The organism is Amycolatopsis sp. Poz14 (assembly GCF_006704225.1).
Taxonomy (GTDB): Bacteria; Actinomycetota; Actinomycetes; order Mycobacteriales; family Pseudonocardiaceae; genus Amycolatopsis; species Amycolatopsis nivea.
Genome location: NZ_JACLHD010000001.1, coordinates 2,422,311 through 2,446,995, shown reverse-complemented (window position 1 = coordinate 2,446,995; position 24,685 = coordinate 2,422,311). Strand labels below are relative to the sequence as shown.

At 70.8% G+C, this 24,685-nt stretch carries 27 protein-coding genes; 19 read left to right on the top strand and 8 right to left on the bottom strand.

All coding sequences use genetic code 11. From position 1 onward, the window contains the following. Positions 1-14: 14 nt before the first annotated feature. The 5 genes from FKO37_RS12025 (at position 15) to FKO37_RS12005 (ending at position 7,031) form a co-directional block, all read left to right on the top strand. Entirely contained in the window at positions 15-1,493 is a 1,479-nt protein-coding gene (locus tag FKO37_RS12025) for a NuoM family protein (protein ID WP_101437991.1), read from the top strand. Positions 1,494-1,509: 16 nt separating this feature from the next. Continuing rightward, the gene (locus FKO37_RS12020) at positions 1,510-2,919 is read left to right on the top strand and encodes an NADH-quinone oxidoreductase subunit N (protein ID WP_037359823.1); all 1,410 of its coding nucleotides are present in this window, start codon (positions 1,510-1,512) and stop codon (positions 2,917-2,919) included. A 41-nt stretch (positions 2,920-2,960) separates the two neighbouring features. Continuing rightward, complete coding sequence (locus tag FKO37_RS12015) at positions 2,961-4,796, top strand: VanW family protein (RefSeq protein ID WP_081655053.1); 1,836 nt, start codon at positions 2,961-2,963, stop codon at positions 4,794-4,796. A gap of 152 nt (positions 4,797-4,948) precedes the next feature. Further along, positions 4,949-6,535 carry a multicopper oxidase family protein gene (locus FKO37_RS12010; RefSeq protein ID WP_051165929.1) on the top strand — a complete coding sequence of 529 codons (1,587 nt, stop codon included), beginning with the start codon at positions 4,949-4,951 and terminating at the stop codon, positions 6,533-6,535. Further along, entirely contained in the window at positions 6,525-7,031 is a 507-nt protein-coding gene (locus FKO37_RS12005; RefSeq protein WP_051165928.1) for a hypothetical protein, read from the top strand. Before FKO37_RS12010 ends, FKO37_RS12005 begins: the two co-directional genes overlap by 11 nt. Here the strand turns inward: FKO37_RS12005 and FKO37_RS12000 are convergent. Next, positions 6,958-7,695: a cytochrome c biogenesis CcdA family protein gene (locus tag FKO37_RS12000; RefSeq protein ID WP_037359821.1), complete on the bottom strand. Its 738-nt coding sequence runs from the start codon at positions 7,693-7,695 to the stop codon at positions 6,958-6,960. The two genes, FKO37_RS12005 and FKO37_RS12000, sit on opposite strands and share 74 nt — an antisense overlap. 65 nt (positions 7,696-7,760) lie before the next feature. Between FKO37_RS12000 and FKO37_RS11995 the strand changes: the two genes are divergently transcribed. From FKO37_RS11995 to FKO37_RS11960, 8 genes are all read left to right on the top strand, one after another. Then, positions 7,761-8,450 carry an ATP-binding cassette domain-containing protein gene (locus FKO37_RS11995; RefSeq protein WP_051165927.1) on the top strand — a complete coding sequence of 230 codons (690 nt, stop codon included), beginning with the start codon at positions 7,761-7,763 and terminating at the stop codon, positions 8,448-8,450. Further along, positions 8,447-9,127 carry a heme exporter protein CcmB gene (locus FKO37_RS11990; protein ID WP_037359982.1) on the top strand — a complete coding sequence of 227 codons (681 nt, stop codon included), beginning with the start codon at positions 8,447-8,449 and terminating at the stop codon, positions 9,125-9,127. Before FKO37_RS11995 ends, FKO37_RS11990 begins: the two co-directional genes overlap by 4 nt. Continuing rightward, entirely contained in the window at positions 9,124-9,855 is a 732-nt protein-coding gene (gene ccsA, locus FKO37_RS11985; RefSeq protein ID WP_037359819.1) for a cytochrome c biogenesis protein CcsA, read from the top strand. The genes FKO37_RS11990 and ccsA overlap by 4 nt, the downstream gene beginning before the upstream one ends. Positions 9,856-9,963: 108 nt before the next feature. Further along, positions 9,964-10,398, top strand: a complete 435-nt coding sequence (locus FKO37_RS11980) for a cytochrome c maturation protein CcmE (protein ID WP_037359818.1) — start codon at positions 9,964-9,966, stop codon at positions 10,396-10,398. Then, positions 10,395-12,368, top strand: coding sequence for a heme lyase CcmF/NrfE family subunit (locus tag FKO37_RS11975; protein ID WP_037359816.1), 1,974 nt, complete (start codon positions 10,395-10,397; stop codon positions 12,366-12,368). The genes FKO37_RS11980 and FKO37_RS11975 overlap by 4 nt, the downstream gene beginning before the upstream one ends. Beyond that, positions 12,361-12,828: a cytochrome c-type biogenesis protein gene (locus FKO37_RS11970; protein ID WP_037359815.1), complete on the top strand. Its 468-nt coding sequence runs from the start codon at positions 12,361-12,363 to the stop codon at positions 12,826-12,828. The genes FKO37_RS11975 and FKO37_RS11970 overlap by 8 nt, the downstream gene beginning before the upstream one ends. After that, a complete protein-coding gene (locus FKO37_RS11965) occupies positions 12,825-13,367 on the top strand; it encodes a hypothetical protein (RefSeq protein ID WP_051165926.1) in 543 nt (180 codons plus the stop codon). The genes FKO37_RS11970 and FKO37_RS11965 overlap by 4 nt, the downstream gene beginning before the upstream one ends. Next, the gene (locus tag FKO37_RS11960) at positions 13,364-13,990 is read left to right on the top strand and encodes a redoxin family protein (protein WP_037359813.1); all 627 of its coding nucleotides are present in this window, start codon (positions 13,364-13,366) and stop codon (positions 13,988-13,990) included. Before FKO37_RS11965 ends, FKO37_RS11960 begins: the two co-directional genes overlap by 4 nt. A 416-nt stretch (positions 13,991-14,406) precedes the next feature. Here FKO37_RS11960 and FKO37_RS11955 read toward each other — a convergent pair whose 3' ends face one another. The 4 genes from FKO37_RS11955 to FKO37_RS11940 all read right to left on the bottom strand — a co-directional run bounded on the left by FKO37_RS11955 (position 14,407) and on the right by FKO37_RS11940 (position 17,225). Continuing rightward, on the bottom strand, positions 14,407-15,426 hold the full coding sequence (locus tag FKO37_RS11955) for a cytochrome c oxidase assembly protein (protein WP_051165925.1): 1,020 nt from the start codon (positions 15,424-15,426) through the stop codon (positions 14,407-14,409). An 80-nt stretch (positions 15,427-15,506) separates the two neighbouring features. Continuing rightward, positions 15,507-15,812, bottom strand: coding sequence for a hypothetical protein (locus FKO37_RS11950; RefSeq protein WP_037359811.1), 306 nt, complete (start codon positions 15,810-15,812; stop codon positions 15,507-15,509). 71 nt (positions 15,813-15,883) lie between these two features. Continuing rightward, complete coding sequence (locus FKO37_RS11945; RefSeq protein WP_235079083.1) at positions 15,884-16,870, bottom strand: cation diffusion facilitator family transporter; 987 nt, start codon at positions 16,868-16,870, stop codon at positions 15,884-15,886. Further along, the gene (locus tag FKO37_RS11940; protein WP_081655065.1) at positions 16,857-17,225 is read right to left on the bottom strand and encodes a zf-TFIIB domain-containing protein; all 369 of its coding nucleotides are present in this window, start codon (positions 17,223-17,225) and stop codon (positions 16,857-16,859) included. The genes FKO37_RS11945 and FKO37_RS11940 overlap by 14 nt, the downstream gene beginning before the upstream one ends. Before the next feature lie 161 nt (positions 17,226-17,386). Between FKO37_RS11940 and FKO37_RS11935 the strand changes: the two genes are divergently transcribed. The 3 genes from FKO37_RS11935 to lspA are packed head-to-tail and all read left to right on the top strand — an operon-like array spanning position 17,387 to position 20,267. Beyond that, on the top strand, positions 17,387-17,803 hold the full coding sequence (locus tag FKO37_RS11935; RefSeq protein ID WP_037359808.1) for a helix-turn-helix transcriptional regulator: 417 nt from the start codon (positions 17,387-17,389) through the stop codon (positions 17,801-17,803). Then, positions 17,800-19,764: a cation-translocating P-type ATPase gene (locus FKO37_RS11930; protein ID WP_037359806.1), complete on the top strand. Its 1,965-nt coding sequence runs from the start codon at positions 17,800-17,802 to the stop codon at positions 19,762-19,764. Before FKO37_RS11935 ends, FKO37_RS11930 begins: the two co-directional genes overlap by 4 nt. 29 nt (positions 19,765-19,793) lie before the next feature. Further along, positions 19,794-20,267, top strand: a complete 474-nt coding sequence (lspA, locus tag FKO37_RS11925) for a signal peptidase II (protein ID WP_101437990.1) — start codon at positions 19,794-19,796, stop codon at positions 20,265-20,267. Positions 20,268-21,133: 866 nt separating this feature from the next. On the opposite strand, the gene FKO37_RS11920 is transcribed toward lspA, so the two are convergent. Beyond that, positions 21,134-21,610: a DUF2231 domain-containing protein gene (locus FKO37_RS11920; protein ID WP_158242502.1), complete on the bottom strand. Its 477-nt coding sequence runs from the start codon at positions 21,608-21,610 to the stop codon at positions 21,134-21,136. Between the two features lie 142 nt (positions 21,611-21,752). Here FKO37_RS11920 and FKO37_RS11915 point away from each other — a divergent pair, with 142 nt between their 5' ends. Then, positions 21,753-22,298 (top strand): VanZ family protein, encoded by a 546-nt coding sequence (locus FKO37_RS11915; protein ID WP_037359803.1) that lies wholly within the window; start codon positions 21,753-21,755, stop codon positions 22,296-22,298. Here FKO37_RS11915 and FKO37_RS11910 read toward each other — a convergent pair. Then, entirely contained in the window at positions 22,258-22,575 is a 318-nt protein-coding gene (locus tag FKO37_RS11910) for a hypothetical protein (protein ID WP_200862801.1), read from the bottom strand. The genes FKO37_RS11915 and FKO37_RS11910 overlap by 41 nt on opposite strands. Before the next feature lie 538 nt (positions 22,576-23,113). Here FKO37_RS11910 and FKO37_RS11905 point away from each other — a divergent pair. Beyond that, on the top strand, positions 23,114-23,785 hold the full coding sequence (locus FKO37_RS11905; protein WP_037359801.1) for a hypothetical protein: 672 nt from the start codon (positions 23,114-23,116) through the stop codon (positions 23,783-23,785). Further along, complete coding sequence (locus FKO37_RS11900; RefSeq protein WP_037359798.1) at positions 23,779-24,192, top strand: hypothetical protein; 414 nt, start codon at positions 23,779-23,781, stop codon at positions 24,190-24,192. The genes FKO37_RS11905 and FKO37_RS11900 overlap by 7 nt, the downstream gene beginning before the upstream one ends. Here FKO37_RS11900 and FKO37_RS11895 read toward each other — a convergent pair. After that, positions 24,189-24,644, bottom strand: a complete 456-nt coding sequence (locus FKO37_RS11895; protein WP_101437989.1) for a hypothetical protein — start codon at positions 24,642-24,644, stop codon at positions 24,189-24,191. The two genes, FKO37_RS11900 and FKO37_RS11895, sit on opposite strands and share 4 nt — an antisense overlap. Positions 24,645-24,685 lie beyond the last annotated feature (41 nt).

The window sequence follows — 24,685 nt, the reverse complement described above, 5'->3', positions numbered from 1 at the left end:
ACGTGAGGTGACGCGTGCTCAGCGTCGTGGTGTTCCTGCCCTTGGCGGCCGCGGTGGTCCCGTTCGCGATCCCGCGCGCCGGCGACCGGTTCGTGCGCTGGTGGTGGCTCGCCGTCGCGGCGGCCGATTTCCTGCTGACGATTGTCCTGTGGGCGGCTCGTCCCGCCGGCGACGGCTATGCCTACGAAGTGAACCTGCGGTGGATTCCCAGCATCAGCTCGGGCTACCACCTCGGGGTGGACGGCCTCAGCCTGCCGCTCGTGGTCTTGACCGCCGGGCTTTTCCTCGCCTGCGCGATTTATTCGCTGCGGCAAGAGAAGCAAGTACGGTCGTTCGCCGCGTTGTTCCTGTTCCTGGAGACGGTGAGCCTCGGGCTGTTCGTGGCGCTCGACCTGATCCTGTTCTTCGTTTTCTTCGATCTGTCCATTGTGGGCATGTACTTCGTGATCGCCGGCTGGGGCCATCGCGACGCCGCGCGGGCCGCGCTCAAGTTCTTCCTCTACACCTTCCTCGGGTCGCTCGCGCTGCTCGTCGGTTTCATCGCGCTCTATGTCACGGCCGCGCCGCACACCTTCGACATCGTCGAACTGACCCGCCAGAACCCGCTGGCCGGCGGCGGCTGGGCCGCGGGCCTGGTGCTGCTGGCGCTCGGCGTCGGGTTCGCGATCAAGACCCCGACCGTGCCGTTCCACACCTGGCTTCCGCCCGCGCACACCGAAGCGCCTGCCGCCGGTTCGGCGATCCTGGCCGGGGTGCTGCTGAAGATGGGGACCTACGGCTTCATCCGGATCGCCATGCCGATCCTGCCCGGCACGTGGCGCCGCTACGCGGTCGTGTTCGTCGTGGCCGGGGTGGTGAGTGTCCTTTATGGAGCGTTGGTCGCGCTGGGCCAGCGGGACTTCAAGCGGATGATCGCCTACACCTCGGTCAACCACATGGGATACATCATCCTGGCGATCGGCGCGGCCGGGATGGCCGCGGGCTCGGCGAGCGAAGCCCGCGAGCTGGCCGTGACCGGCGCGGTCACGCAGATGGTGAGCCACGGCCTGATCACCGGCGCGCTGTTCCTCCTCGCCGGAGTCCTCTACGAACGCGGCGGCACCTACGACCTCGACCGGTTCGGCGGGCTGGCCGCGAGCGCACCCCGGTTCGCGGGCCTGACTGCCGCGGCCGCCTTCGCTTCCCTGGGACTGCCGGGTTTCTCCGGCTTCATCGCGGAGTTCCAGATCTTCACCGGTTCCCTCGGCGCCGCCCCGGTCGCGACCGTGCTGGCGTTCCTCGGCATCCTGGTGACCGCCGCGCTGTTCCTGCGCGCGTTCCAGAAAGTGTTCCTCGGCAAGCCCGGCACGCCGGCCGCGGACCTCACCGTCGCCGAGGGCGTCTCGATCGCGCCGCTGCTGGTGCTCGCCGTCGTGATCGGGGTCTTCCCGCGGTTCCTGCTCGACCTGATCGAACCCGCGTCGCGGTCGGTCCTGAACCTCCTGGCCCGGTGACCGCGCCGTGGAGACGATGAACGAAGACCCGCTCGCGCTGCTGCCGGAGATCATCCTCGCGGTCGCCTCGGTCGCGGGGCTGTTGCTGGGCTCCTACCTGCCGCGCCGGCGGCAATGGCCGGTCCGCCTCCTCGCCGCGCTCGCCTGCGCGGCCGGGCTGGCCGCGACCGTGGCGGTTTGGGGCGATCCGGTCCGCACGGTCTTCGGCGGCAGCTACGCGATCGACGTCGGCACCAACGCCGGACGCGTCATCGTCCTGGTCGCCGTGCTGCTCACCCTCGGCGTGAGCGCGCGAGAGTTCCGGTCCGCGCCGCGCGAGAGCGAGTGGTACGTCCTGATCCTGCTCGCGGCGCTGGGCACGATCGTCCTCACCGGCGCGAACGATCTGTTGCTCCTGGTCGCCGCGTACCTGCTCGCGAGCATCCCGCTGTACGCGGTCGCCGGGTTCGCCAAAGACGACGCCGGCACCGAGGGAGCGCTCAAGTTCTACCTGCTCGGCGCGCTGCTCGGGATCATCATGCTGGCCGGAGCCACCGTCTTGTTCGGAGTCGGCGGCTCTAGCGCCTACGCCGACTTGCAGAAGGCGCTCGGCACTGCCCCGGCGGCCGCCGTCGCCGTCGGCTTCGTCGGCGTGCTCGCCGGGCTGCTGTTCAAGATGGGCGCGGTCCCGGCGCACTTCTGGATCCCCGATGTCACCGAAGGCACCCGCCCGCCCGCCGCCGCGTTCCTCACCACCGTCCCCAAAATCGGCGGCGTCGTCGCGGCGTACCGCCTGGCCGCCGCGATGACCGGCTCGCACCTCGACTGGGCCCTGCTGATCGCCATCGTCGCCGCCGCCACCATGACGCTTGGCAACCTCGCCGCGTTCTTCCAGCGCGACGTCCGCCGCCTGCTCGGCTACTCCACCATCAGCCAGGTCGGCTACCTCCTGATGGCCGTCGCCGTGGCCGGACGCAACGAGCTGGCCCTGCCGAGCATGCTGCTCTACCTCGGCGCTTACGCGGTCACCAACCTCGGCGCCTTCGCGGTCGTTTGCGCGCTGCCGGGGCGGCGGACGATCGACGAGTATCGCGGGCTCCTGCGGCACCAGCCCTGGCTCGCCGTCAGCCTGGTGGTGTGCCTGCTCGGGCTGGTCGGCACTCCGCCCACCGCGGTCTTCACCGGCAAGCTGACGATCTTCGCCGCGGCGCTCGACGGCGGCTACGCCTGGCTGGTCGTCGTCGCAGCCGTCAACACCGTGGCGAGCCTGTTCTACTACCTGCGCTGGATCACCCCCGCCGTCCGCCGGAGCGACGAGCCGGACCCGGCCGTTCCCGGCGGCTGGGCGGCCGCGACCGCGTACGTCACCGCGGCCGGATCCCTCGTGCTCGGCCCCCTCGCCGGGCTCGCGCTCGCCGCCCTGCGCGGGGACCTGGCGTCGATGTGAGGACCGGATCCCCCGCCGCTGGCCCGCCCGACCGGGCAACTATGGACGATAGTAGCCTGGGCTCCCTGCACCGCCGCACGCGGCAAAACCACGGCTACCCGGGGGTTTTCTTGCATCCAGCGACCGACAACGCGAGCTGGCCGTCGACGGATCCGGACGACCAGGACCCCGGCGGCGGGAGCGGCGCCGCGCGCCCGTGGTGGCGGCGCCCGCTGACCATCGCGCTCGCCGCCGCGGCGGGAGCACTGGCCGTGGCGTACGTGATCGGCGCGATCGCGACGATCGGCGAGGTGCCCGGCGGCACCACCGTCGCCGGCGTGGCGGTCGGCGGGCTGTCCCCGGCAGAGGCCCAGGCCAAGCTGACCGCGGCGCTGACACCGCGCCTTGCCCAGCCCGTCCAGGTCAGCGCGGGCGACCGCACGGCCCGGTTCGTGCCGGCGTCCGCGAAGATCCAGGTCGACTACGCCGCGACGGTGGCGCAGGCGGGAACCCAGTCCCCGACCCCGTGGGGTCTTCTCGGCTCACTGTTCGGGGGCCGCGAATTCCGCGTGATGTCCAGCGGCGACGACCAGGCGCTCAACGCCGTCATCGCCGGCCTCCGCCCGGCCGTCGACCGCCCGATGACGGAAGGCGACGTGCGTTTCGACGGCGTCGCCCCGGTGCCCGTACAGCCCGAAGCCGGGCAGGAACTGGACGAAACGGCGGCCCGCCAGGCGCTCGTGACGGAGTGGGCGAACGCCGCGGACGTCAAGCTGCCGATCCGGACGCTCCAGCCCAAGGTCCCGGCCGACGAAGTCCGGCGAGCGGTCGACGAGATCGCCAAACCCGCGGTGTCGGCTCCCGCGACCGTGCGAGGCGACGGCCGCGACGCCGCCGTGACCCCGGCGCGCATCGCGGCGGCCCTGCGGTTCCGGGCCGGCGACAACGGAAATCTGGTGCCCAGCCTCGACAAGGACAAACTCGGCGCGGTCGCCGACAAACTGGCAGCCACCGAGAAGCAGGGCCAGGACGCCCGGATGGACTTCTCCAGCGGCTCTCCCGTCGTCACGCCGTCGACCGACGGGCGGCAGATCGACTGGGACCAGACCCTGGCCGGCCTCCTGAAGGCGATCACCGGCCCGGGAGACCGGGCGGTGCAAGCGAAATACACCGACGTACCGGCGAAGGTCACCAGCGGCGCGGTCAAGAGCCTCGGCATCAAGGAAGTCATCGGAGAGTTCACGACCACCGGGTTCGCGCAAGATTCCGGCGTGAACATCCGCGTCGTCGCCCAGAAGGTGAACGGCGCGATCGTCAAGCCCGGCGAAACCTTCAGTCTCAACGGCTACACCGGCCCGCGCGGCACACCGCAGGGCTACGTCGAAGCCGGCGTGATCGAAGAAGGCGTGCCCGCCCGCGAAGTCGGCGGCGGCATCTCGCAATTCGCCACCACGACCTACAACGCGGCGTACTTCGCCGGCATGACCGACGCCGGGCACAAGGAACACAGCTTCTACATCAGCCGCTACCCCGCGGCGCGCGAGGCGACGGTGTTCCAGAACCCGGACGGCAGCAGCGTGATCGACCTGAAGTTCGCCAACGACTCCGCCACCGGCGTGGCGATCCAGACGATCTGGACGAACTCCTCGATCACCGTCAAGCTGTGGGGCACCAAACACGTGAACGTCGAATCGGTCCCCGGCCCGAAACACGACTTCGTGAACCCGCCCACCGTCACGAAATCCGACGCCTCGTGCAAACCGGTCCAGGGCAAGCCCGGCTTCACCGCCTCCGACACCCGCGTCATCCGCGACCTCGGCGGCAAGGAGCTCAGCCGGCACACCCGCAACGTGCGCTACAACCCCGAGCCCACCGTCGTCTGCGCCGGAAGCGGCTGACCCGCCCGATATGTACTATCGAATCTAGTAGGCCCGGACCCGCTCCGGGAGGACGCGGCGCGGGCGTGAAGGGAACCCCGCGGGACTCAGAGTCCGTGAGGGTTCCCCTCACGGACGCGCTCGCCACGCAACGACAACGGAATCGGGACCCCATGACGCCTGCCGACCCTTCGCCGACCGCCCCGAACCGCCAGCTGAACCGGCGCGGCTTCCTCGTGCTCGGCGCGGGCGCGACCGCCGCCTTCGGGCTGGCCGCCTGCTCGTCCGGCGGATCTGCCGCGGCACCGGCCAAGATCGGCCCGTCCTCGCCGCTGGTCGGGCGCGCCGAGGCGGCCCGGCGCGCCGCGAACGCGCCGGTGCGCCAGGTCGAGCTGACCGCACAGGCAGGCGAACTCGACCTCGGGCAGGCCAAGGTCGCAACCTGGAGCTTCGGGCAGCTGCCCGGCCAGGAAATCCGCCTCAAACGAGGCGAGGTGCTGCGCGCGAAGGTGAACAACCGGCTACCCCAGCCGACCACCATCCACTGGCACGGACTGGCGCTGCGCAACGACATGGACGGCGTGCCCGACCTCACCCAGCCGGCGATCGCGGCCGGGAAGGACTTCACCTACGAGTTCGCCGCGCCGGAGGCCGGCACGTTCTGGTTCCACCCGCACGTCGGCACCCAGCTCGACCGGGGCCTGTACGGACCGCTCGTCATCGAGGACCCGGCGGACGGCCGCGACTACGACACGGAGCTGGTCGTCGTCCTCGACGACTGGATCGACGGCACCGGCACCGACCCGGACGCCGTGCTCGCCAACCTCAAGAAGAACGGCATGGTCATGGGCGGCGGGCAGTCGTCCTCGATGCCGGACATGCCAGGAATGGGCAGCGGCTCCGGCATGCCGCCGATGTCCGGCATGGGCGGCATGCCGCAGTCGGCCACCCTCGGCGGGGACGCCGGCGACGTGACCTACCCCTACTTCCTGGCCAACGGCACCCGCTCGGTCGCGCCGACCAGTGTCAAGGCCAAACCCGGGCAGCGGATCCGGCTCCGGCTGATCAACGCGGCCGGCGACACCGCGTTCCGCGTCGGCGTGCCCGGCGTTCCGATGCGGATCACCCACACCGACGGCTTCCCGGCCAGCGCGCCCGGCAACGCGGCGACGGTGCTGCTGGGCATGGGCGAACGGGTCGACGCGGTGATCACCGTTCCCTCCAGCGGCGTCCCGATCCTTGCTCTCGCCGAGGGCAAGGGTGGGTACGCCCAGGTGCTGGTGCACGCCGGCGGCAGCACCGCGTCCGCGGTGAACGACGCGGCCGCCGAGCAGCTGAAGACCGCGAAAGTCCTGACCGTGGCCGATTTCTCCGCAGCACCCCAGGTCTCGTTGAAGGACAAGACCCCCGACGTCACCCACGATCTCAAACTGGCCGGGCCGGGCGCGAAGTACGACTGGACGATCAACGGGAAACCGTACAACCCGAACGACGGGCTCCCGGTCCGCAAGGGACAGCGGGTACGCCTGCGGTTCGTGAACGAAACGGACATGTACCACCCGATGCACCTGCACGGCCACACTTTCCAGGTACGCACGCCGAAAGCGGCCGGCCCGCGCAAGGACACCGTCCTGGTCCTGCCCCGGCGCACCGTCGAGGTGGACTTCGACGCGGACAACCCGGGCCAGTGGCTGACCCACTGCCACAACGTCTACCACGGCGAGGCCGGAATGATGACCGTGGTGTCCTATGTGGAATGACAACGGACGCCGCTGGACGCTCGCGGCCGCGGCCGCGGCGGTGAGCGCACTCGCCGTCGGGGTGCCGACCGACGTGATCGACACCCCGCTGTTCACCCGGATGACGCCGGTGCGGTGGTGGGAGTACCCGGTGCTCGTCCTGACCGCGGTCCTCACCGGATTGTGGGTCGCGATTCCCCGGCCCAGCGCGGATGCGCGCGGACGCGCCGGCGTGGCCGGTTCGGTCACCGCGGCGGTGTTCGCCGTCGGCTGCCCCGTGTGCAACAAGATCGTGGTCGGATTGCTCGGCATCTCCGGCGCGCTCGGCATCTGGGCGCCCGTTCAGCCCCTGCTCGCGGCGTTCTCGCTGGCCGCATTGGCCGCCGCGGTCGTGCTGCGGTGGCGGCGACGGGCGTGCACCGCGGATACGTGCCCGCCGGAGATCACAACGGAGGCCAGCCCAGCCGGGCGAACGCCGCCAGCATCCGGCCCATCAGCTGCGTCCAGCCTCCGGTGAGCATCACGACGCCCATCGCGATCAGCAGGACCCCGCCGGCGATCTCGACTTTCCGCGTGTGCGCGCGCAGCCACGCCAGGCTGCGCTGCCCCCGCGCGACGCCGATCGCGACCAACACGAACGGCACGCCCAGCCCGAGCGAGTAGGCCGCCAGCAGCAGCGCGCCGGTGCCCAGGGTGGCACTGCTGGCGGCGGTCGCGAGGATCGAGGCCAGCACCGGCCCGACACACGGCGTCCAGCCGAGCCCGAACGCCGCGCCGAGCACCACCGCGCCCGCGGGGCCGCTGCGCACGCGGTGCAGGTCGAACCGGGCTTCCCGCTGCAGCAACGGAATCCGGACGACTCCGAGCGACGCCAGCCCCATGCCGATGACGAGCACACCGCCCGCAATCGTCAGAATTTGCCGATGCTGCGCCAAAAGCAGCCCGAACGCCGACGCCGTGACGCCGAGCGCGACGAACACGATCGTGAACCCTGCGATGAACAACGCGGACGCCAGGCCCACCCGCGGCTTGGCGCGCATCGCCGTCGGGTTCCCCTCCGGGGCGCGGCCGAGCCCGGAGACGTAGGACACGTAGCCCGGCAGCAGCGGCAGCGCGCACGGCGAAGTGAACGAAATGACCCCGGCGGCGATCGCCAGGGACAGCGAGGCATACAGATCCACGAGCGAAAAACCTGCCGTCGGGGGCCGGGACCTGGTCTCAGGCCAGGGCTTGTACTCTACGATCGATGATAGTAGAGCAGGGCGAGCCAGTGATCGCGGTGACCGGGCTCGGTGTGCGGTTGGGCCGCACGCCGGTGCTGCGCGCGCTCGACCTCGCGGTCGGTGCGGGTGAGGTCTACGGCGTGCTCGGCCCGAACGGCGCGGGGAAAAGCACTCTCCTGCGCGTGCTGGCCACCCTGCTGCGTCCCACGGCCGGCACCGGAAAAGTGCTCGGCGCCCGGCTCGGCACCGACGAAGTCCGTGCTGCACGGCCGTCGATCGCCTTGGCAGGACACGATTCCTCGTTGCATCCCCGGCTGACGCTCGAGGAGAATCTCCGCCATGTGGCCGCGCTGACCGGGCGGGACGCCGCTGCGGTGCCGGACGCGCTCGACGTCGTCGGGCTGCGCCGGGCTGCCGGACGGCGCGCCGAGCACTGCTCGCAGGGCATGCTCCGCCGTGCCGATCTCGCCAGGGTGGTGCTGACCGAACCGGCGCTGCTGTTGCTCGACGAACCGCACGCCGGGCTCGACCGGTCGTCGTTCGGACTGGTCGACCTGGTCGTCCAGCGGGTCCGGGCGCGCGGCGGGGCCGCGGTCGTGGTCGCGCACGACGCGCCGCGGGTCTGGGCGCTGGCCGACCGGGTCGGGGAACTCCTCGACGGCGGTCTCGTCGCGCTGCACCGCGAACCCGCCCCGGAAAGCGAGTGGCGATGACCGTCCTGTCCCCCGCTCCGCTCCGCCAGGCACGGACCATCGCCGGCGCCGAGTTGCGGATCGAGGCGCGCGCGGGCGAAGCGCTCTGGATCATCACGCCGTTCGGCGCCGTCGCGCTGCTGCTGACGCCGATGGCGGTCGGTGCGGACCGCCCGCTGCTCAGCCAGCTGGGCACGGGCATGTACTGGGTCGTGGTGCTGCTCTTCGGCGTGCTGGTCGCGCTGCGCCAGACCGCGACCGACTCGCCCGGCCACCTGGCCATGCTCCGGATGACCGGAATGCCGGCCGCGGCCCGGCTCGGCGGGCGCGCCGCCGCGACGGCGGTCGTCCTGCTCGCGTTCGAGACGCTGCTGCTGCCGGTGATGATCGCGCTGTACCAGCCTGATCTCGCCGGGTGGGCGTGGCTGGCGGCAGCGCTTCCGCTGACTGCTGCCGGGCTCGCGGCTCTCGGCACTCTCGCCGGCGCGTTGGTGCACGGCATGGCAGGCCGCAGCACGCTCGGGCCGCTGCTGGTCTGCCCGCTGGCGCTGCCGCTTCTGCTGGGTGCGACCGAACTGGTCGAGGAAGGCGGCTACGGGCAGGTCCCGTGGCTGTGGTTGCTGCTGCTGGTCACCGTCACCGGAATCGGCTGGCTCGCTCTGCTGCTCGGCGCGAACGCGTTGGAGGAATCGTCATGAACCTGTTCGGCAGGCGGCTTCCCGCCGCCGCGCTCGTCCTGCTCGCGGCCGGTCTCGCCGGCGCGGTCCTCGCGCCGCCGGACCGGTTCCAAGGCGACTACCAGCGGCTGATGTACGTGCACGTGCCCACCGCGTGGGTCGCCTACCTCTGTTTCGGCCTCACCGGGCTCGCCAGCGCGCTGTGGCTGTGGCGCCGCGGCGCCCGCTTCGACCGGCTCGCCGCGGCGAGCGCGGAACTCGGGGTGCTGTTCACCGGCCTGACGATCGTGCTCGGCTCCTGGTGGGGCAAACCGGTGTGGGGCGTGTGGTGGACCTGGGACCCCCGCCTGGTCACCACCGCGCTGATGTTCTTCGTTTACCTCGGCTATCTGGCCCTGCGCCGGGCGACGCTCGATCCGGTCGCCCGCGCGCGCCGCTCGGCGGTGCTCGGCGTGGTCGCCGTCGTGCAGGTGCCGGTCGTGCACATGTCGGTGGTGTGGTGGCGGGCGCTGCACCAGCCGCCGACAGTGCTGAAGCCGGGCGATCCGACGATCGACCACCGGATGCTCGCCGTGCTGCTGCTCAACGTGGTCGCGTTCACCGTGTTCGCGGGAATGCTGCTGCGCGCCCGGCTCCGGCTCACCGCGCTGGAGGACGAACTCGCTGCCGCACAAGCGGCCGAGGACACCGAAGTCGCGGGCGGCGCCGTCACCGCGCCGCACCTGGAAGGACGGATGCGGGATGCCTGAATGGGCCTGGGTGACGATCGGCTTCGCCATCGCTTTCGGCACGCTCGCCGGGTACACGCTGCGGCTGCGCCTTCGGGCAGAGGCGATCCGGCGGGAACGGGAGGAGCGGTGAAGCGGTACCGCCTGCTCGCCGTCGCCGGCATCGGGATCGTCGCCGTCCTGGTCGGGGTGCTGATGTTCGGGAACCTCAACGGCAACCTCGTCTACTACCTCACGCCGGCCGAGGCGATCGCGAAACACGCCGACTACCCCGACGGCCGCCGGTTCCAGCTCGGCGGGTTCGTGCGGCCGGGCAGCGTCGCCCACACCCCGGAAGGGCTGCGGTTCGTCGTGTCCTCCGACGTGAAGCCCGGCAGCCCGGCAGTCCCCGTCCTGCACAACGGCCCGCTCGCGCAACTGTTCCAGCCCGGCATCGGGGTGATCGTCGAAGGTTCCTGGCGGGACGGCCAATTCGACTCCGACACGATGATCGTCAAACACGACGAGAACTACCGGCCGCCCGCGACACCGGCCCCGGCCCCGTCTGGAGGTGATTCCCGGTGACCGCCGTGCTTCCCGCCGCGGGCTGGGGCGGCGCATTCCTCGGCCTCGCCGCGTCGCTCGTGCTGGCCTGGTACGGATTCCGCGCGCAGCGCCGGCCCGGCTCCGTCCGAATCGGACAGTTGCGGCTGGCCTCGTTCGTGATGCTCGGCGGAGCGGTGCTGTCGATGGCCGCGCTCGAAACGGCGTTGCTGACCGACGACTTCGCCATGTCCTACGTCGCCGAGACGCACTCGCGTGCCACGCCGCTGCTGTTCACCATCACCAGCGCGTGGTCGGCTCTCGGCGGCAGCATCGTCCTGTGGACGCTGCTGCTGGCCGGGTACGTCTTCGTCGCCCGCCGCAAGGTGACCGACCCCGGCGACCGGCTGGGCACCGGCGCGCTCGGCGTCATGGGCCTCGTGGCGGCCTTTTTCTTCGGGCTGGTGACCACCGTCGCCAACCCGTTCCGGATCGTGGCGAACCCGCCCGCCGACGGCCCGGGCCCGAACCCGTTGCTGCGCAACGACATCATGGTGGCGATCCATCCCCCGCTGCTGTACCTCGGCTTCGTCGGGTTCACGGTGTCGTTCGCCTACGCCATGTCGGCGCTGCTCATCCGCCGCGGCGGCACCGACTGGCTGGTCCGCACCCGGCGGGCGAACCTCGTCGCCTGGACGTTCCTCACCGCGGGCCTGATCGTCGGCGCGTGGTGGTCCTACCAGGTGCTCGGCTGGGGCGGCTACTGGGCGTGGGACCCGGTCGAGAACGCGGCGCTGATCCCCTGGCTGGCGGCGACCGCGTTCGTCCACTCCGCCGTCGTGCAGGTGAAGCGCGGAACCCTGCAGGCGTGGAACTTCGTGCTCGCGCTGGCGACCTTCGCGCTGACGATCCTGGGCACCTTCCTCACCCGGTCCTCGGTGGTGGCGTCGGTGCACTCCTTCACCCAGTCCGGGGTCGGACCCGCTTTGCTCGGCTTCTTCGTGGTCGTCCTGGCCGGCGGGTTCACGCTGTTCGCGCTGCGCGGCGAACACGTCGCCTCCCGCACCGGGTCGCTGCGGCTCGCCAGCCGCGAGGGGCTCTTCCTGGTCAACAACCTGGTGCTGTGCCTTTTCGCCTTCGTCGTGCTGCTCGGGACCGTGTACCCGATCTTCGTCGAGGCGTTCACCGGAGGCCAGGTCTCGGTCGGCCGCCCGTTCTTCGACCGGATGGCCGTGCCCCTGTCGTTCGCGCTGCTGCTGGCGATGGGCGCCGGGCCGTTCACCCCCTACCGCTGGGCGACCGCGCGCGTGCTCTGGACCCGGCTGGCCTTCCCGATGCTGATCGGCAGCATCGCCGCCGCCGCGTTCGCGGTGGCGGGAATCCGCTCCGTCGGCGTCGTCGCGGTCGCCTTCCTCGCGGCGACCATCGTCTCCGCGAGCATCCGGCATCTGTTCGCCACCGCGCCGAACCGGCGCCCGTCCGGCTTGTGGCGGCTGGTGTCCGGGCAGCGCGCCTATTGGGGCGGGCAGCTCGCGCACATCGGCGTCGCGGTCGTCGCCCTCGCCATCTCCGTGGCCGGAGCCACCGCGACCCGTGCGACGGTCACCCTCACCCCCGAGCACCCGGCCGAATTCGCCGGCTACACCGTCATGTTCACCAAGAGCGAGCAACACACCGAACCCGACCGCACCCAGCGCGACGCGCATCTGGAATTCCGCGACAACGGACAGCTCGCCTGGACGGCCCAGCCCAAACTGGAGACCTTCGCCAACCAGCCCCAGGCCGTCGGCACCCCGGACGTGTGGAGCACCGCGGGCCGCGACGTCTACGTCGCGCTGGCGCAGATCGCCCCCGGCACCGTGACGGTGAACCTCTACCGCTACCCGCTCATGTCCTGGCTGTGGACAGGAGGGTTCCTCATGGCCGCGGGCGGCGCGTGGGCCCTCAGCGAACGGCGCCGACGCGGTTCCCCGACTGCCGAACCCGCCGAGGAGACGGTGAGCCATGCGTAAAAGCCTGCTCGCGCTCGCCGGAATCCTCGTCCTGCTCGGCCTCACCGCCGGGCTGCTCCTCAGCGGCGGGAACGGGACCGCGGACCGGGCGCACGACCTCGACCAGCGACTGCGCTGCCCGGTGTGCAAGAGCGTGTCGATCGCCGAATCGCCGTCCGAGACGGCCACTGCCATGCGGCAGGCGGTGCAGGATCAGGTCGCCGCCGGCCGCAGCGATCAGCAGGTCCTCGGCTTCTTCCGGGCCCGCTACGGCGACTGGGTGCTGCTTGATCCGCCAGTGAGCGGCCGCACGCTGTGGGTGTGGCTGCTGCCGCTGGCCGGCATCGCCGCCGGAGCGCTCTTGCTGGCCGGGCTCTTGCGGAAACGACCCGACGTCCCGGAACTGGCCGGCGACGAACGCGCGCGTGTCGAACTGGCGCTGCGCCACGCCCGCGAACAAGGCACCGGAGAGACTCTGTGACCGCCGCCGAAGAACGCGACCAGGCCCTGCGCGACATCCTCGCGCTCGAAGCGCAAGTCGACGCCGGGGAAATCCCGCCGGACGCCGCACGACGCCTGCGCGCCGAGTACGAGCAGGCCGCCGCCGACGCGATCAACCGCCTCGACGAACCCGCCAAGCCCGTCTCCCGGCGACGCCGCACCCGCGAGGCACGGACGAGGACCATCGCCTACCTCGGCACGCTCGTCGCGGCCGGGATCGCTGCGGTCGTCGTCCTCCCCGCCGCCGTGCAACAGCGTCCCCAGAACGGTTTCGTGACCGGGAACGAGGTCATGCAGTCCAGCGCCCCCGCTGCGCCGCTTCCTTCGGGAACCGGCGCCGCCGACACCGCGCTGTGGATGCAGGCGAACCTGCAGCTCTTCGCTCAAAACAACCCGGCCGCCGCGCTGCGCACCCTCGACCAGCTCCGGCAACGACCCGGGCTGCCCGCCCAGACCCGCCAGGACGTCGACGCCATGATCGCCACCGCGCGGCGCGAACTGGCCAAGGAGGGACGATGACAGCCGGCGCCGACGCCCGCCGCGGCACCATGCGATGGCTCCGCTGGACCGCGCTCGCCGTCGCCGTCGCCGCGGTCGCCGTCGGCGTGCTCATCAGCACCCGGATCGGCGACGACCCGAACCTGGTCGACACCCCGCTGATCGGCAAGCCCGCACCCGAGCTCACCCTGCCCTACCTCGAACGAGACGGCGGCCTCGCGCTGCGTTCGCTGCGCGGCCAGGTCGTCGTGGTCAACTTCTGGGCCTCATGGTGCGTGCCGTGCCGCGAGGAACAGCCCACCCTGACCGCCGCCGCGGACGCCTACCGCACGGCGGGCGTGACCTTCGTCGGCATCAGCTACCAGGACCAGCCCAAGTCCGCGGTCGGATTCCTCAACGAACTCGGCCGCGGCAAGAGCTACCAGTACGTCACCGACCCCGGCTCCCGCGCGGCCATGGAATTCGGGATCTACGGCATCCCGGAAACGTTCTTCCTCGACCGCTCCGGAACCATCGTCGCCAAGATCACCGGCCCGGTGGACCCGCCGCTGCTGAAGTCCGCCCTCGACGACATCGTCGCCGGGCGGAAACCGCAGTCCCGCACCGGCGGCTCCGTCCAGCCCGCTCCCGGCCAGGGCCGCTGACCTCCGTCAGCCATGCCAGAATGAGGCCGTGGTGAGGCTCCGGCGCTGATCAGGAGCGTCGCGCACCGGTCGGCATCCGGTGGGTCCTAACTGCTCCAGCTCGCCCTCGCTGTCAGCGGCGATCGAGCCGAAGAAGTCACAGCGCTCGCGTCGACGATGCGCCGTCCGGCTGCGCATCGAGTGCACGGCCACGATTCATCTGGGCTCGCCGCATCGGCGGTGGGTGTTCTGCTGGTACCGCTTGTCCAGACCCGGGCCGCCGTGCCGGACGGCTGGCCCCCTTGCGGGCAGATGGAGCCCGGCGCACCGGTAGGCGGCACCGTGGTCTTCTTGTCGACGGCACAACCGGTTGGTCGCTGATGTCCAGCACCGCCGGTGAGCGAAGCCGCTTGCGATGGCGGGCAGAGGCACCGGAATTAGCCGTCCTGGGGCGGTTTTTGCTGTGTCCATCGGAAGTGTGCCGCGACGTTCGGGTCGTCTTCCCACCAGGGGCGCATCGTGGCAGGTAGTTCCGCAGCAGTGCCGGCCGTTTCAGCGGCTGTTGCTGTGGGGTTTTGTCTGCGTTGTTCGGCTCGTTGGTATTGGTCGAGTTGTGCGTCGATCTCGGCGGCGTGTTCCTTGTCGCGGCGTCGCAGTTGCTGCATGGACAGGATGAGGAAGGGTACGAGGGCGAGGTCGCCGAGGCCCCACAGGACGGCCGCACCGGTTGTCTGGTCGGTGTCGGGGGGAAGCCCTCCTGCGCCGTTGAGTGCGAGATAGTAGTCGGCGGCGACGAGGCTGCCGGACATGAGCAGGGCGATGGGGACGATGACGTCGAGGGCGACTTCGGCGAAGGTCAGTCCGACCGAGACGACGTGCGGGTACAGCTTGGGCACGGGATCGCGTTGCAGGCGGGTCCAGAAGTAGTGTGCCCCGGCGATCAGTAGCGCGGCTTGGGTGAGTTCGCTGGTCCAGTGGCTGCGCAGCCCGGCTTCGTACCAGCCGCTGCCGTAGAGCGCGATGGGTACGCCGAGCAGCACTAGCACGCCGATCAGCGGATGGGTGACGGCCCGCATGGCGGCCGAGTGCAGGATGCGGCTGCACCGTGCCCTGGTTGCCGGGGTTGCGGTGTCGCGGGCGAGTCGGGCGGGCAGGGCGTGGGCGAGGAATTGCGGTGTGATCATCAGCAGCGTGACGACTTGGATGGCGCGGACGCTGAAGAGAACGTTCTGATAGGCCCCGATCGAGGTCACGGTGACGAGGGCGTAACTGCCGAGCCCGCTGTAGCACCACACGATGCGGCTTGCGGGCCAGGTGCCACCGGCTCGGCGGAGCTTCCGCACGCGCAGGGCGTACCAGAGACCGAAGGCCAGCATCGCCGCGATCGGTGCGGGATGCCAGGACCATGCGGTGAGCGCGGTGGTCCAGGTCAAGGGTGGCAAGGAAACGGTCGGCATGATGGCTGCGTCACGGGTCCTGTCGGTCTCGGGTCACGGCCACGCGGATGCTCGCTCAGGCCGCTGTCACCGTCGGGCGGTTACGGGGAATTCGGCGCGGCCCCGTCCTCGGAGCCTCTCGTTCTGCTCTCGGGAAGGCCGTCATCCGGGCGGTCGTCGGCCGCGTCGTCGCCTGCCGCGGCACCGTCAGGATCCTCGACTCCGGAGGGCATGCCGGTCGTGGTGGCGCCGGCTTCGCCCGCCTGGGCGGCGATGCGGCGGCGTTCGGGGTCGCGGGCTTGGGCGATGCCGATTCCGGTGAGCGCGGCGGCGAGGGCGACGACGATGGCGATCAGGGTCCAGACTCCGGCCGTGCCTGAGCCGGCGGCCAGTAGCGTGGTCGTCATGGTGGGTTCCTCCGTGCGGGCGCGGCCGGCCCAGGCCCGCGTGGAAACGTTGAGCTGACCTGGGCCGGGGTTCATGGCTGGGGTCGGTAGGTCCGGCCGTGCGGGTGGTCGCAGTGCTCGTCGTCGGCCTCGGGTGTGGTGTGGTCGACCTGCAGGGTGGTGTGTTCCAGGTGGTGGCGTGCGCGCATGATCTCCTCGACGCCCTGGCGGATGGCGTGGCAGTCGGCGCCCGGTTTGACGAGGATGTGCGCGGACAGCGCGGTGTCGCCGGAGGTGATCTGCCAGATGTGCAGGTCGTGAATCTGCACTACGTCGGGCACGGCGGCCAACTCGCCGCCGATCGCCTCGGGGTCCAGGTGCGCGGGGGCGGCTTCGAGGAAGATCCGCCCGGATTCCTTGACCAGGCCCCAGCCCGCCTTGGCCATCAGCGCCGCGACGATCAACGCGGCGATGGCGTCCGCGCGGGCGAAGCCGGTCCAGAGGATCACGCCACCGGCGACCGCGGTCGCGATGAACGCGTAGAGGTCGTTGAGGATGTGCTGGAACGCACCCTCGACGTTCAGGCTGGACCGGTTGGCGCGGCTGATGCACCAGGACGCGGCCACGTTGACCGCGATGCCCACCAGTGCGGTGATGAACACCAGCAGCCCCTCCACCGGTGGGGGGTCGATGAGCCGGCGTACGCCCTCGTAGACGAACCACGCGGTCAGCAACAGCAGGGTGATGCCGTTGGCCTGGGCGGAGAGGATCTCGGCGCGTTTGAGGCCGTAGGTGTAGTTGCCGCGCGCGGGCCGGGCCGCCAGCCGGATCGCGATGAGCGCGAGCACGATCGACGCGGCGTCGGTGAGCATGTGCCCGGCGTCGGAGATCAGCGCCAGCGATCCGGCGATCAGCCCGACCACCACCTCGGCCGTCATGAACGCCACGATCAGCCCGAGCGCGAGACCGAGCCACTTCCGGTCCGCGTTCGCCGACACCCCGTGCCCGTGTCCGTGTCCGGTCTCGCCGGTCCCCTCCGCCTGCCCGGCACGTTGGGCCTGGTGTTCAGTGGTGGCCACCGTGGTGCCCTCCGTGCTGCGGACGGTACTCGTGCTGCCCGAACAGCTCACCCAGGAACCCGCCGCCATGGCGGCGCTCGCCGTAGGCGGGTGGCGGGTAGTACGGCTGAGCCGGTGCCGCGTACTGCGGCGGCGCAGGCTGCGACGGCGGGGTGGGCTGGGCGGCGGCGTAGAACCTGGCCTCCGCCGTGGCCAGCTGTTCCATCTCGCCGCGGTCGAGGAATACCCCGCCGCAACCGGTGCACTGGTCGATCTCCACCCCGAACCGGTTCACCGGCAGCATCTGGGACACACATTTCGGGCACAACAACCCCGCCCCGCCGCCTGTCGGCTGCTCGCCTGTCGCGCTACTCATCGCTGCACCTCTCGCGTCGTCATCGCTCACGTCCGCTGCCTATCCTGCCTCAAGTATAGTGATATGCGCATAAATGGATTACTGGGGTCCGAGCGAGTCCGGGCACGTCCTCTGACGCAGTCGTTGTCGTTTGAATCGCCAATTGCTGCTATCATCGTCTTGTGGCGATGATAAGCAGGGATGGATGCCTCGCGTCGAGCGTGGGCGCGGGCTTGGACCCGGCGGTGGCGCTGTTCCACAGTCTCTCCGACGCCACCCGGCTGGCGATCGTGCAACGCCTCGCTCATGGGGAGGCGCGGGTCGCAGACCTGGTGGCCGCGCTGGGGATGGCGCAGTCCACGGTCTCGGCGCACGTGGCCTGCCTGCGTGATTGCGCGCTGGTGGTGGGCCGCCCGCAGGGCCGGCAGGTGTTCTACAGCCTCGCCCGGCCGGAGTTGATGGACCTGCTGGCGTCGGCGGAGACGCTGCTGGCCGCGACCGGCAACGCGGTGGCGCTGTGCCCGAACTACGGCACCGACGCCGCGGCCGACGCAACCCCGGACAGCGTGATTCGGGATAGCAAGGAGAGTGCTCGATGAGTGACGCGTGCGGCTGCGGCCACGAAGAACCTGTGAGCGTGGAGGCCGAGGAGCACGAGCCGGAGCGGCTGTGGCAAGTCAAGGAACTGCAGTTCGCGGCGAGCTCTGGAGCGTTCCTGCTCGCCGCGCTGATCGCCGGCTGGGCCGGCGCGGCGCGGCCGGTGGAGCTGGTGCTGGAGGTGGCGGCGTTGCTGGCCGGTGCCTACACCTTCGTCCCGTCCACGCTGAAGCGGCTGGTGAAGGGCAAGATCGGGGTCGGCACGCTGATGACGATCGCCGCGGTCGGCGCGGTCATTCTCGGCGAGGTCGGCGAGGCCTCGATGCTGGCTTTCCTGTTCTCCATCAGTGAGGGCCTGGAGGAGTACTCGCTGGCCCGCACCCGTCGCGGCCTGCGTGCCCTGCTGTCCCTGGTTCCCGAGCAGGCCACCGTCTTGCGCGACGGCACGGAGGTCATGGTGTCGCCGGCCGAGCTGCGGGTCGGCGACAGCATGCTGGTCAAGCCCGGTGAGCGAATCGCCACCGACGGCATCATCCGCGACGGCCGTACTGCCTTGGACGTCTCGGCGATCACCGGCGAATCGGTGCCGGTCGAGGCAGGTCCCGGCAGCGAGGTGTTCGCTGGATCGATCAACGGCACCGGCGTGCTCGAAGTCGAGGTCACCACCACCGCGGAGGACAACTCCCTGGCGCGGATCGTGCGGATCGTGGAAGCCGAACAGGCCCGTAAGGGCGCCTCCCAACGCCTCGCGGACCGCATCGCGAAACCGTTGGTGCCGGGCATCATGATCGCCGCCGCGCTGATCGCTGCGGTCGGCAGCCTGCTCGGCGACCCGGTCACCTGGATCGAGCGTGCCCTGGTCGTGCTCGTCGCCGCCTCCCCGTGCGCGCTGGCGATCTCCGTGCCCGTCGCGGTCGTGGCCGCGGTCGGCGCGGCCAGCAAGCTCGGCGTGCTGGTCAAGGGCGGTGCCGCCCTCGAAGCGCTCGGTGCGGTCCGCGGAGTCGCGTTGGACAAGACCGGCACCCTCACCGCGAACCGGCCCGCCGTCATCGACGTCGCCACCACCCATGGCGCGAGCCGCGAGCAGGTCCTGCACCTGGCAGCAGCATTGGAGGCCCGCAGCGAACATCCTCTCGCGAGGGCGATCCTTGCCGCGGTCGACGAGGTCACCCCGGCCTCGGCCGTGGAGGCGGTCACCGGGGCGGGTCTCACCGGCCGTCTGGACGGGCGCACCGTTCGGCTGGGGCGTCCCGGCTGGCTCGAACCCAGCTCACTGGCGACGGACGTGGCGCGGATGCAGCAGGCCGGCGCGACCGCGGTGCTGGTCGAGCAGGACGGCCAGGTCGTCGGCGCGATCGCGGTCCGCGACGAGCTTCGCCCGGAAGCCGTCGAGGTGGTGGCGCAGCTTCGCCGGGACGGCTACCACGTCGCGATGCTCACCGGCGACAACCACGCCACCGCCACCGCACTGGCGAAGGACGTCGGGATCGAAAACGTGCACGCCGAACTCCGCCCGGAGGACAAGGCTCGCCTGATCGAACAGCTGCGCAGCCAGCGCTCCACCGCGATGGTGGGCGACGGCGTCAACGACGCGCCGGCCCTGGCCACCGCCGATCTGGGCATCGCGATGGGCGCGATGGGCACCGACGTGGCGATCGAGACCGCTGACGTCGCGCTCATGGGCGAGGACCTGCGGCACCTGCCGCAGGCGTTCACCCACGCCCGCCGCGCCCGGCGGATCATGCTGCAGAACGTCGGCCTGTCCCTCGGGTTGATCACCGTGTTGATCCCGCTGGCGTTGTTCGGCGTGGTCGGCTTGGCCGCGGTGGTACTGGTGCATGAGTTGGCCGAGGTCGTCGTCATCGCCAACGGCGTCCGCGCCGGCCGCACCAAGTCCCTGCAGATCACAGGAGGTCGCAGGCAGACGGCGTCGATGTCCGCCGCGGTCGGGGTGTCCTCGTGACGACCGGTCAACCCACTCGCACGGCCAGAGTGACCCGAGCACGGGTCGCGCTGGCGGCCACCGCCGCGCTGCTGGCCGCGCTCGACCTCGGCCTGAAAGCCTGGGCGAGCGGGGCCTTGGCTGACGGGACGTCGGCCGATCTCGGGGTGATTCAGCTGCGGCTGACGTTCAACTCCGGGGTGGCGTTCAGCCTCGGCGACACCCTGCCCGGTTGGGTGGTGCTCGGTGTCACCGGGTTGATCGTCGCCGGGCTCGCGGTGTTCGCCTGGCGCAAAGCACGCACGGCGAACCTGGCTGTACGGCTGGGGCTGGCCGCGGTGCTGGCCGGGGCGATCGCCAACCTCGCCGACCGGGCCGCCGACGGGGTCGTGACCGACTACCTGCACACCGGCTGGTTCCCCACATTCAACCTCGCCGATGTCTTCATCACCGTCGGCGGCGCTGTGCTGGTTCTGGCCAGTCTCCGCGCCACCGATGGCACCACGAGGGACTCGGCACCGTGATCCCGCGAGATCAAGATCGGATCACAGCCCACCAAATTCGTGAACTCGACCTCGACCCTCAAGATCGAACGTCGACCAGGGTGAACAGCGACCGGCGGCGCGAGCGGCAGATCCCCTCCAGCGAGGGCAGTTAGTTGTTGCCGTGGTAGGCCGACACCGCTCGAACGCCGCAGACAGCTGCGCCGCCCAGCCACTCAGCTTCCGCCGCTCGTCCTGAAGCGCCGCCAGCCGTTCCGCTGCTCGCTCGCACAGTCCCAGCCATGTGCTTCAGAACATGGCAATCACCGCGACTCTCCTCGATCCGCTACTGTGCAGCGGGCTGATCAGCAACGTCACCCACTTCGAGTCGCCGGTCTCGCACATGTCGACGCAGCCATCCTTGCCTCACCGGCGAAGCGCACGACATTCCCCGGCAGCACGCCCCTCCAACCACAGCCCGGCCGGGCCGATCGCGTGCGGTGCCTGCAAATCCGCCAGTCGTGCCTTGGAACTTGCCCAGCGTGGTCGCCTGCGCCCAGGTCTTCGTCCGATCGAACTCGCTACGCCGCGCGGCCGGGTCCGCCACCGGGCCGCGATCCAGGCAGGCACACTCGGCCCGTCAGCCCGGGCCGCGACCATCGTAGTGAACCGCGGGTTGACATCCGTGCGGAGCACGGCTGCCATCGCGTCCGGCGTCACGTGCCCCGGCGACCCTCAGCAGGCCGCACCAGCTCCTCCACGCGACGTTGATCAGGTCGGCCGGGTTGTCCTGCCTCTGCTGCTGCACGGATCGCCGCCTCGGCAACCGCCCGCACCTCGCCGCCTCGCGCTTCACGTCCGGGTGCTCACCCACGAACTACCGATGCCGTCTGGCGGTCCGATCCGTGTCAGCCTTCGCCGCCACCATCCGGCAGCGCAGTCCCGAGCCGGTGCGCGACCAGCGCGCCCCACACCACGGTCGCCACGAGCGCCGCCGCGTTGGCGAGCGCGTAAACCAGCACGCCCGCCGGGATCGCCCGGTCGGGCGGAGCGCCCAGCCGGAGCACGTACTCGACCAGGTACGCCAGGATGAGCGCCATCGCCAGGCTCAGGTGCACCAGCAGGCGCCGGTAGGCGGCAGTGCCCGAGCGGATCGGCAACCCGTCGACAAATCCCGCGAACCCGGCGACCGCTGCGCCGAGCAGCCCGATCCCGACCAGCCACGTTGCCGCGGTGGTGAATTCCCGTGGATCGTGCGAGCGCGCCGCCAGGTCCAGCACCGTGCTCGCGAACCAGCATCCGATCGGGACGGCCACCAGCACCGGGTGCAGCCGCACCCGCGACCTCGTCCGGACCGGAGCGGCTTCCTCCGCTGTCTCGGTCACGCCGGTTCCCAGGACCGCACCGGATCCGTTCCGCAGCATGGTAGACGCAATGAACTCACCCCGTTGATACTATTTCACTTAGTATTATGTCGGCTCCCGTGTCCCGCCCGGCTTCCCCGCCGGACTGCAGCGAGGAGCAGCCGTGCTGGTATTCGGCGCCGTCGTGCCCGTGTCCGCCTGGACCATTGCCGTACTGGCCCTCGGCGCACTCGTCGGCCTCTCCGCGGCCCGGCCGCTGGCCAAGCGGACCGAGTGGCCCGCGCGCGGCATCCTGATCACCGTCGTGCTGTTGTCCGCGGTTCTCGCGCTCACTCTGCCACCCGGCAGCGAGCGGCACACCAACGGCCTGCACGCCTGCCTGCCCGAGGACTTCCCCGACCTCGTGGGCACGGTGCTGAACTCTGGCGGCGGGATCGCCGGCAACGTGCTCAACCTGCTCCTTCTCCTGCCGCTGACCGCCTCGGCAGTGCTCACCGTCGGCCGCACCGTACCCGCAGTCGTGCTCGCCCTCACGCTGCCGCCCGCGATCGAACTGGCCCAATCGCAGATCCCCGGCCGGTGGTGCAGCCTCGCCGACGTGCTCGCCAATGTCGCGGGCGCGCTCGCCGGAGCCCTGCTCGGCGCGGTGCTCCTGCGGCGCAGGACGGTCAGGCGCGAAACCGCCGGCCCGCGAACACCCCGCCGATGAGGAACAGCACGCCCGCCATCGGCCAGCCGATCAGCAGGTCCTGCAAGCCCACCGTCGGCAGCAAGGAGAACTTCCCCAGGTGCGCTCCGATGTGGACGATCGCCATCACGACCCCGACCCCCATCAGCACGAAACCCGCGACCCGCACGACGAGCCATTTCCGGTACGCGCCGGTGTAGCCGGCCTTCTCGGGCTTGACCGCCGCGCGGCGGACCCCGGCCTCGAGCGCGCGCTGCCTCGCGCGGCGGTCGCGCCCTCTCGTCGACACCTTCGGCATGTCACAACTCCTCGCACCAGCCACCTCTACTAAGCGAGATCGTAGTACGCGAGGAGCCTTCCGGAATCCCGCCTTGCCATCAATTACTAAGTTTCCTAGTATGTCGGTTATGTCGCGAGCTTCCCGCATGCTGTCTCGCGGCCGCGCCGGACCCTCCCCCTCGGCCGGCGCGTAACGCGGACGCGGGCCTCGTTCCTCCGAGGCCCGCGTCCGTGCCCGCCTCGATCCCAGGACCGCCTGCCGCGACCGCACGAAAACGGGCGCGCCGCATGAAATCCTCGTGATCGCAGCCCAAAGCGCACTCGATCAGGTCCAGTGACGCCCGCGAACCGACCATCCGGCGCCGAATTTCCGCGCGCTGCCACAGCAGGCCGAGCCCAGCCTCTTTGGCACACAGGATGACCGCCACCCGGACAGATCGTCCGCGCCGTACCGATGTCCCCCGCTCGCCGCGGCAGCGCACCTCACGCTTGCCTAATACCCCCACGGGGTATATCTTCAGGTTATTCGATACCCCTGCCCGGTATAGGAGGACGTGATGGTCACGCATCGGGAAGCAGCAACGACCGCGAGCCGGTCCGGCCTCGCCCCTGCCGGTCGCGCGTTCAGCGCCCGCTGGGAGGACATCGGAGCCGCGCTGCTGGGCCTGTGGCTCGTCGTCGCGGTGTTCCTCGACGGGCGGGCGCACTGGCTGGGCCTGCCGGATTCGTTCTTCACGCCGTGGCACGGACTGCTCTACGGCGGCCTGCTCCTGCTCGGCCTCTGGTTGCTGGCGATGGGCTGGCGGCGGCGCGGAACGGCGCCGCCCTGGCGGGCGGTCCTCGCCCCTCCGGCGGGATACGGCTGGCCGCTCGTGGGCGCCGGGATCTTCGCCGCGGGAGGCGCGGCCGATCTCGCGTGGCACGAGGTGTTCGGCATCGAGGCCGGGATCGACGCGTTGCTGAGCCCGTCGCATCTGCTGTTGTTCGCCGGTGCCGGGTTCCTGTTGGCGGGGCCGGTCCTGTCGGCTCGGGTGAAAGGCGAACCGTCGCTGGCGGCGACAGTGCTGGCGCTGCTGGCATTGTCGGCGGTCGCGGCGTTCGCGTTGAGCTTCCTGTCCGGATTCTTCAGCGATGCCCCGGTCTACACGGTCGGGCACTTCCCCGAGGGCACCCGGCCCACATCGCGGCGGAGACCAGGGCAGAGGCCGGACTGGGCAGCTACGTGCTGACCTCCCTCGTAGTCGTCGCGCCGCTGGCCTACCTCGCCCGGACGTGGAAGCTGCCGTTCGGCGCCACCACGGTGTTCCTGACCGCGCACGCGGTTCTCGCGTCCACGCTCGTCGACTTCGGCTTCACCGGCGGGCGGGTCGTTCTCGCCGCCGCTGTCGCCGGGCTCGCAGCCGATGCCGCTCTCTACGGCGTACGACGAGCGGGAGCGTCGCGCCGCGCACAATCACTGGCGGCTGCGGGAATCGTCCCGGTCCTGTTGTGGTCCGGGGTGCTGGCGGCGGTGCAACTGTCCTACGGTATTCGCTGGTCGGCCGAACTGGTCGGCGGAGTCGTGGCCGTATCCGCGCTGGTTTCGGTGCTCGTGGTCCTGCTCGGCCAGTCCGGCCGCACACCCGCGACGCCCTAGCCTGTCCGCATCGAACAGTCCACACCGGACGGTGCACTGACGGAAACCCGTGTCACCGCTTCATTCGGGACGGTAATACGGGTTCCGCAAATGCCGGCTGCCCGGCCGAGGTTCGCGTCCACGGCATCCCGGCAGGCGCCGGTGCAGTCCCTGGTCCAAGTGACCACCCGGTAGCGGCCGACCGCCAACGGCGCGGACAACTCCGCCGGAGCGGTCCGGAATTCACGCTCCAGCACCGCTTTTCCCTGGCCGTCTTCAAGCCGGAAATAGCGGACGGCGCGGCCCGCACGGCTGGCCGGCTCCGCCACGACGATGTCGACCGTCCCGGACGGGACCTTGACCGCGGACGGCTGATGCGAAGGAATGGAGTCGCCCCGGGGAGCCGCCGAGCTGCAGCCGCCCGCCACGACCGCGAGCATTCCCAGAAAAGCTGTCGGCACCGCTGGTTTCATGGAATCTCCTCGCACAAGGGGACACCGGCCGCCCCGGAGGT

Coding starts and splice junctions, on each gene's coding strand:
- FKO37_RS11990 (WP_037359982.1), top strand. CDS start 8,447: ATGACCGTCCTGTCCCCCGCTCCGCTCCGCCAGGCACGGACCATCGCC.
- FKO37_RS11895 (WP_101437989.1), bottom strand. CDS start 24,644: ATGAAACCAGCGGTGCCGACAGCTTTTCTGGGAATGCTCGCGGTCGTG.
- FKO37_RS11955 (WP_051165925.1), bottom strand. CDS start 15,426: ATGCCGACCGTTTCCTTGCCACCCTTGACCTGGACCACCGCGCTCACC.
- FKO37_RS11970 (WP_037359815.1), top strand. CDS start 12,361: ATGCGTAAAAGCCTGCTCGCGCTCGCCGGAATCCTCGTCCTGCTCGGC.
- FKO37_RS12020 (WP_037359823.1), top strand. CDS start 1,510: ATGAACGAAGACCCGCTCGCGCTGCTGCCGGAGATCATCCTCGCGGTC.
- FKO37_RS11910 (WP_200862801.1), bottom strand. CDS start 22,575: ATGCCGAAGGTGTCGACGAGAGGGCGCGACCGCCGCGCGAGGCAGCGC.
- FKO37_RS12015 (WP_081655053.1), top strand. CDS start 2,961: ATGGACGATAGTAGCCTGGGCTCCCTGCACCGCCGCACGCGGCAAAAC.
- FKO37_RS11905 (WP_037359801.1), top strand. CDS start 23,114: ATGGTCACGCATCGGGAAGCAGCAACGACCGCGAGCCGGTCCGGCCTC.
- FKO37_RS12010 (WP_051165929.1), top strand. CDS start 4,949: ATGACGCCTGCCGACCCTTCGCCGACCGCCCCGAACCGCCAGCTGAAC.
- ccsA (WP_037359819.1), top strand. CDS start 9,124: ATGAACCTGTTCGGCAGGCGGCTTCCCGCCGCCGCGCTCGTCCTGCTC.
- FKO37_RS11995 (WP_051165927.1), top strand. CDS start 7,761: ATGATAGTAGAGCAGGGCGAGCCAGTGATCGCGGTGACCGGGCTCGGT.
- FKO37_RS11940 (WP_081655065.1), bottom strand. CDS start 17,225: ATGAGTAGCGCGACAGGCGAGCAGCCGACAGGCGGCGGGGCGGGGTTG.
- FKO37_RS11950 (WP_037359811.1), bottom strand. CDS start 15,812: ATGACGACCACGCTACTGGCCGCCGGCTCAGGCACGGCCGGAGTCTGG.
- FKO37_RS11930 (WP_037359806.1), top strand. CDS start 17,800: ATGAGTGACGCGTGCGGCTGCGGCCACGAAGAACCTGTGAGCGTGGAG.
- FKO37_RS12005 (WP_051165928.1), top strand. CDS start 6,525: ATGTGGAATGACAACGGACGCCGCTGGACGCTCGCGGCCGCGGCCGCG.
- FKO37_RS11960 (WP_037359813.1), top strand. CDS start 13,364: ATGACAGCCGGCGCCGACGCCCGCCGCGGCACCATGCGATGGCTCCGC.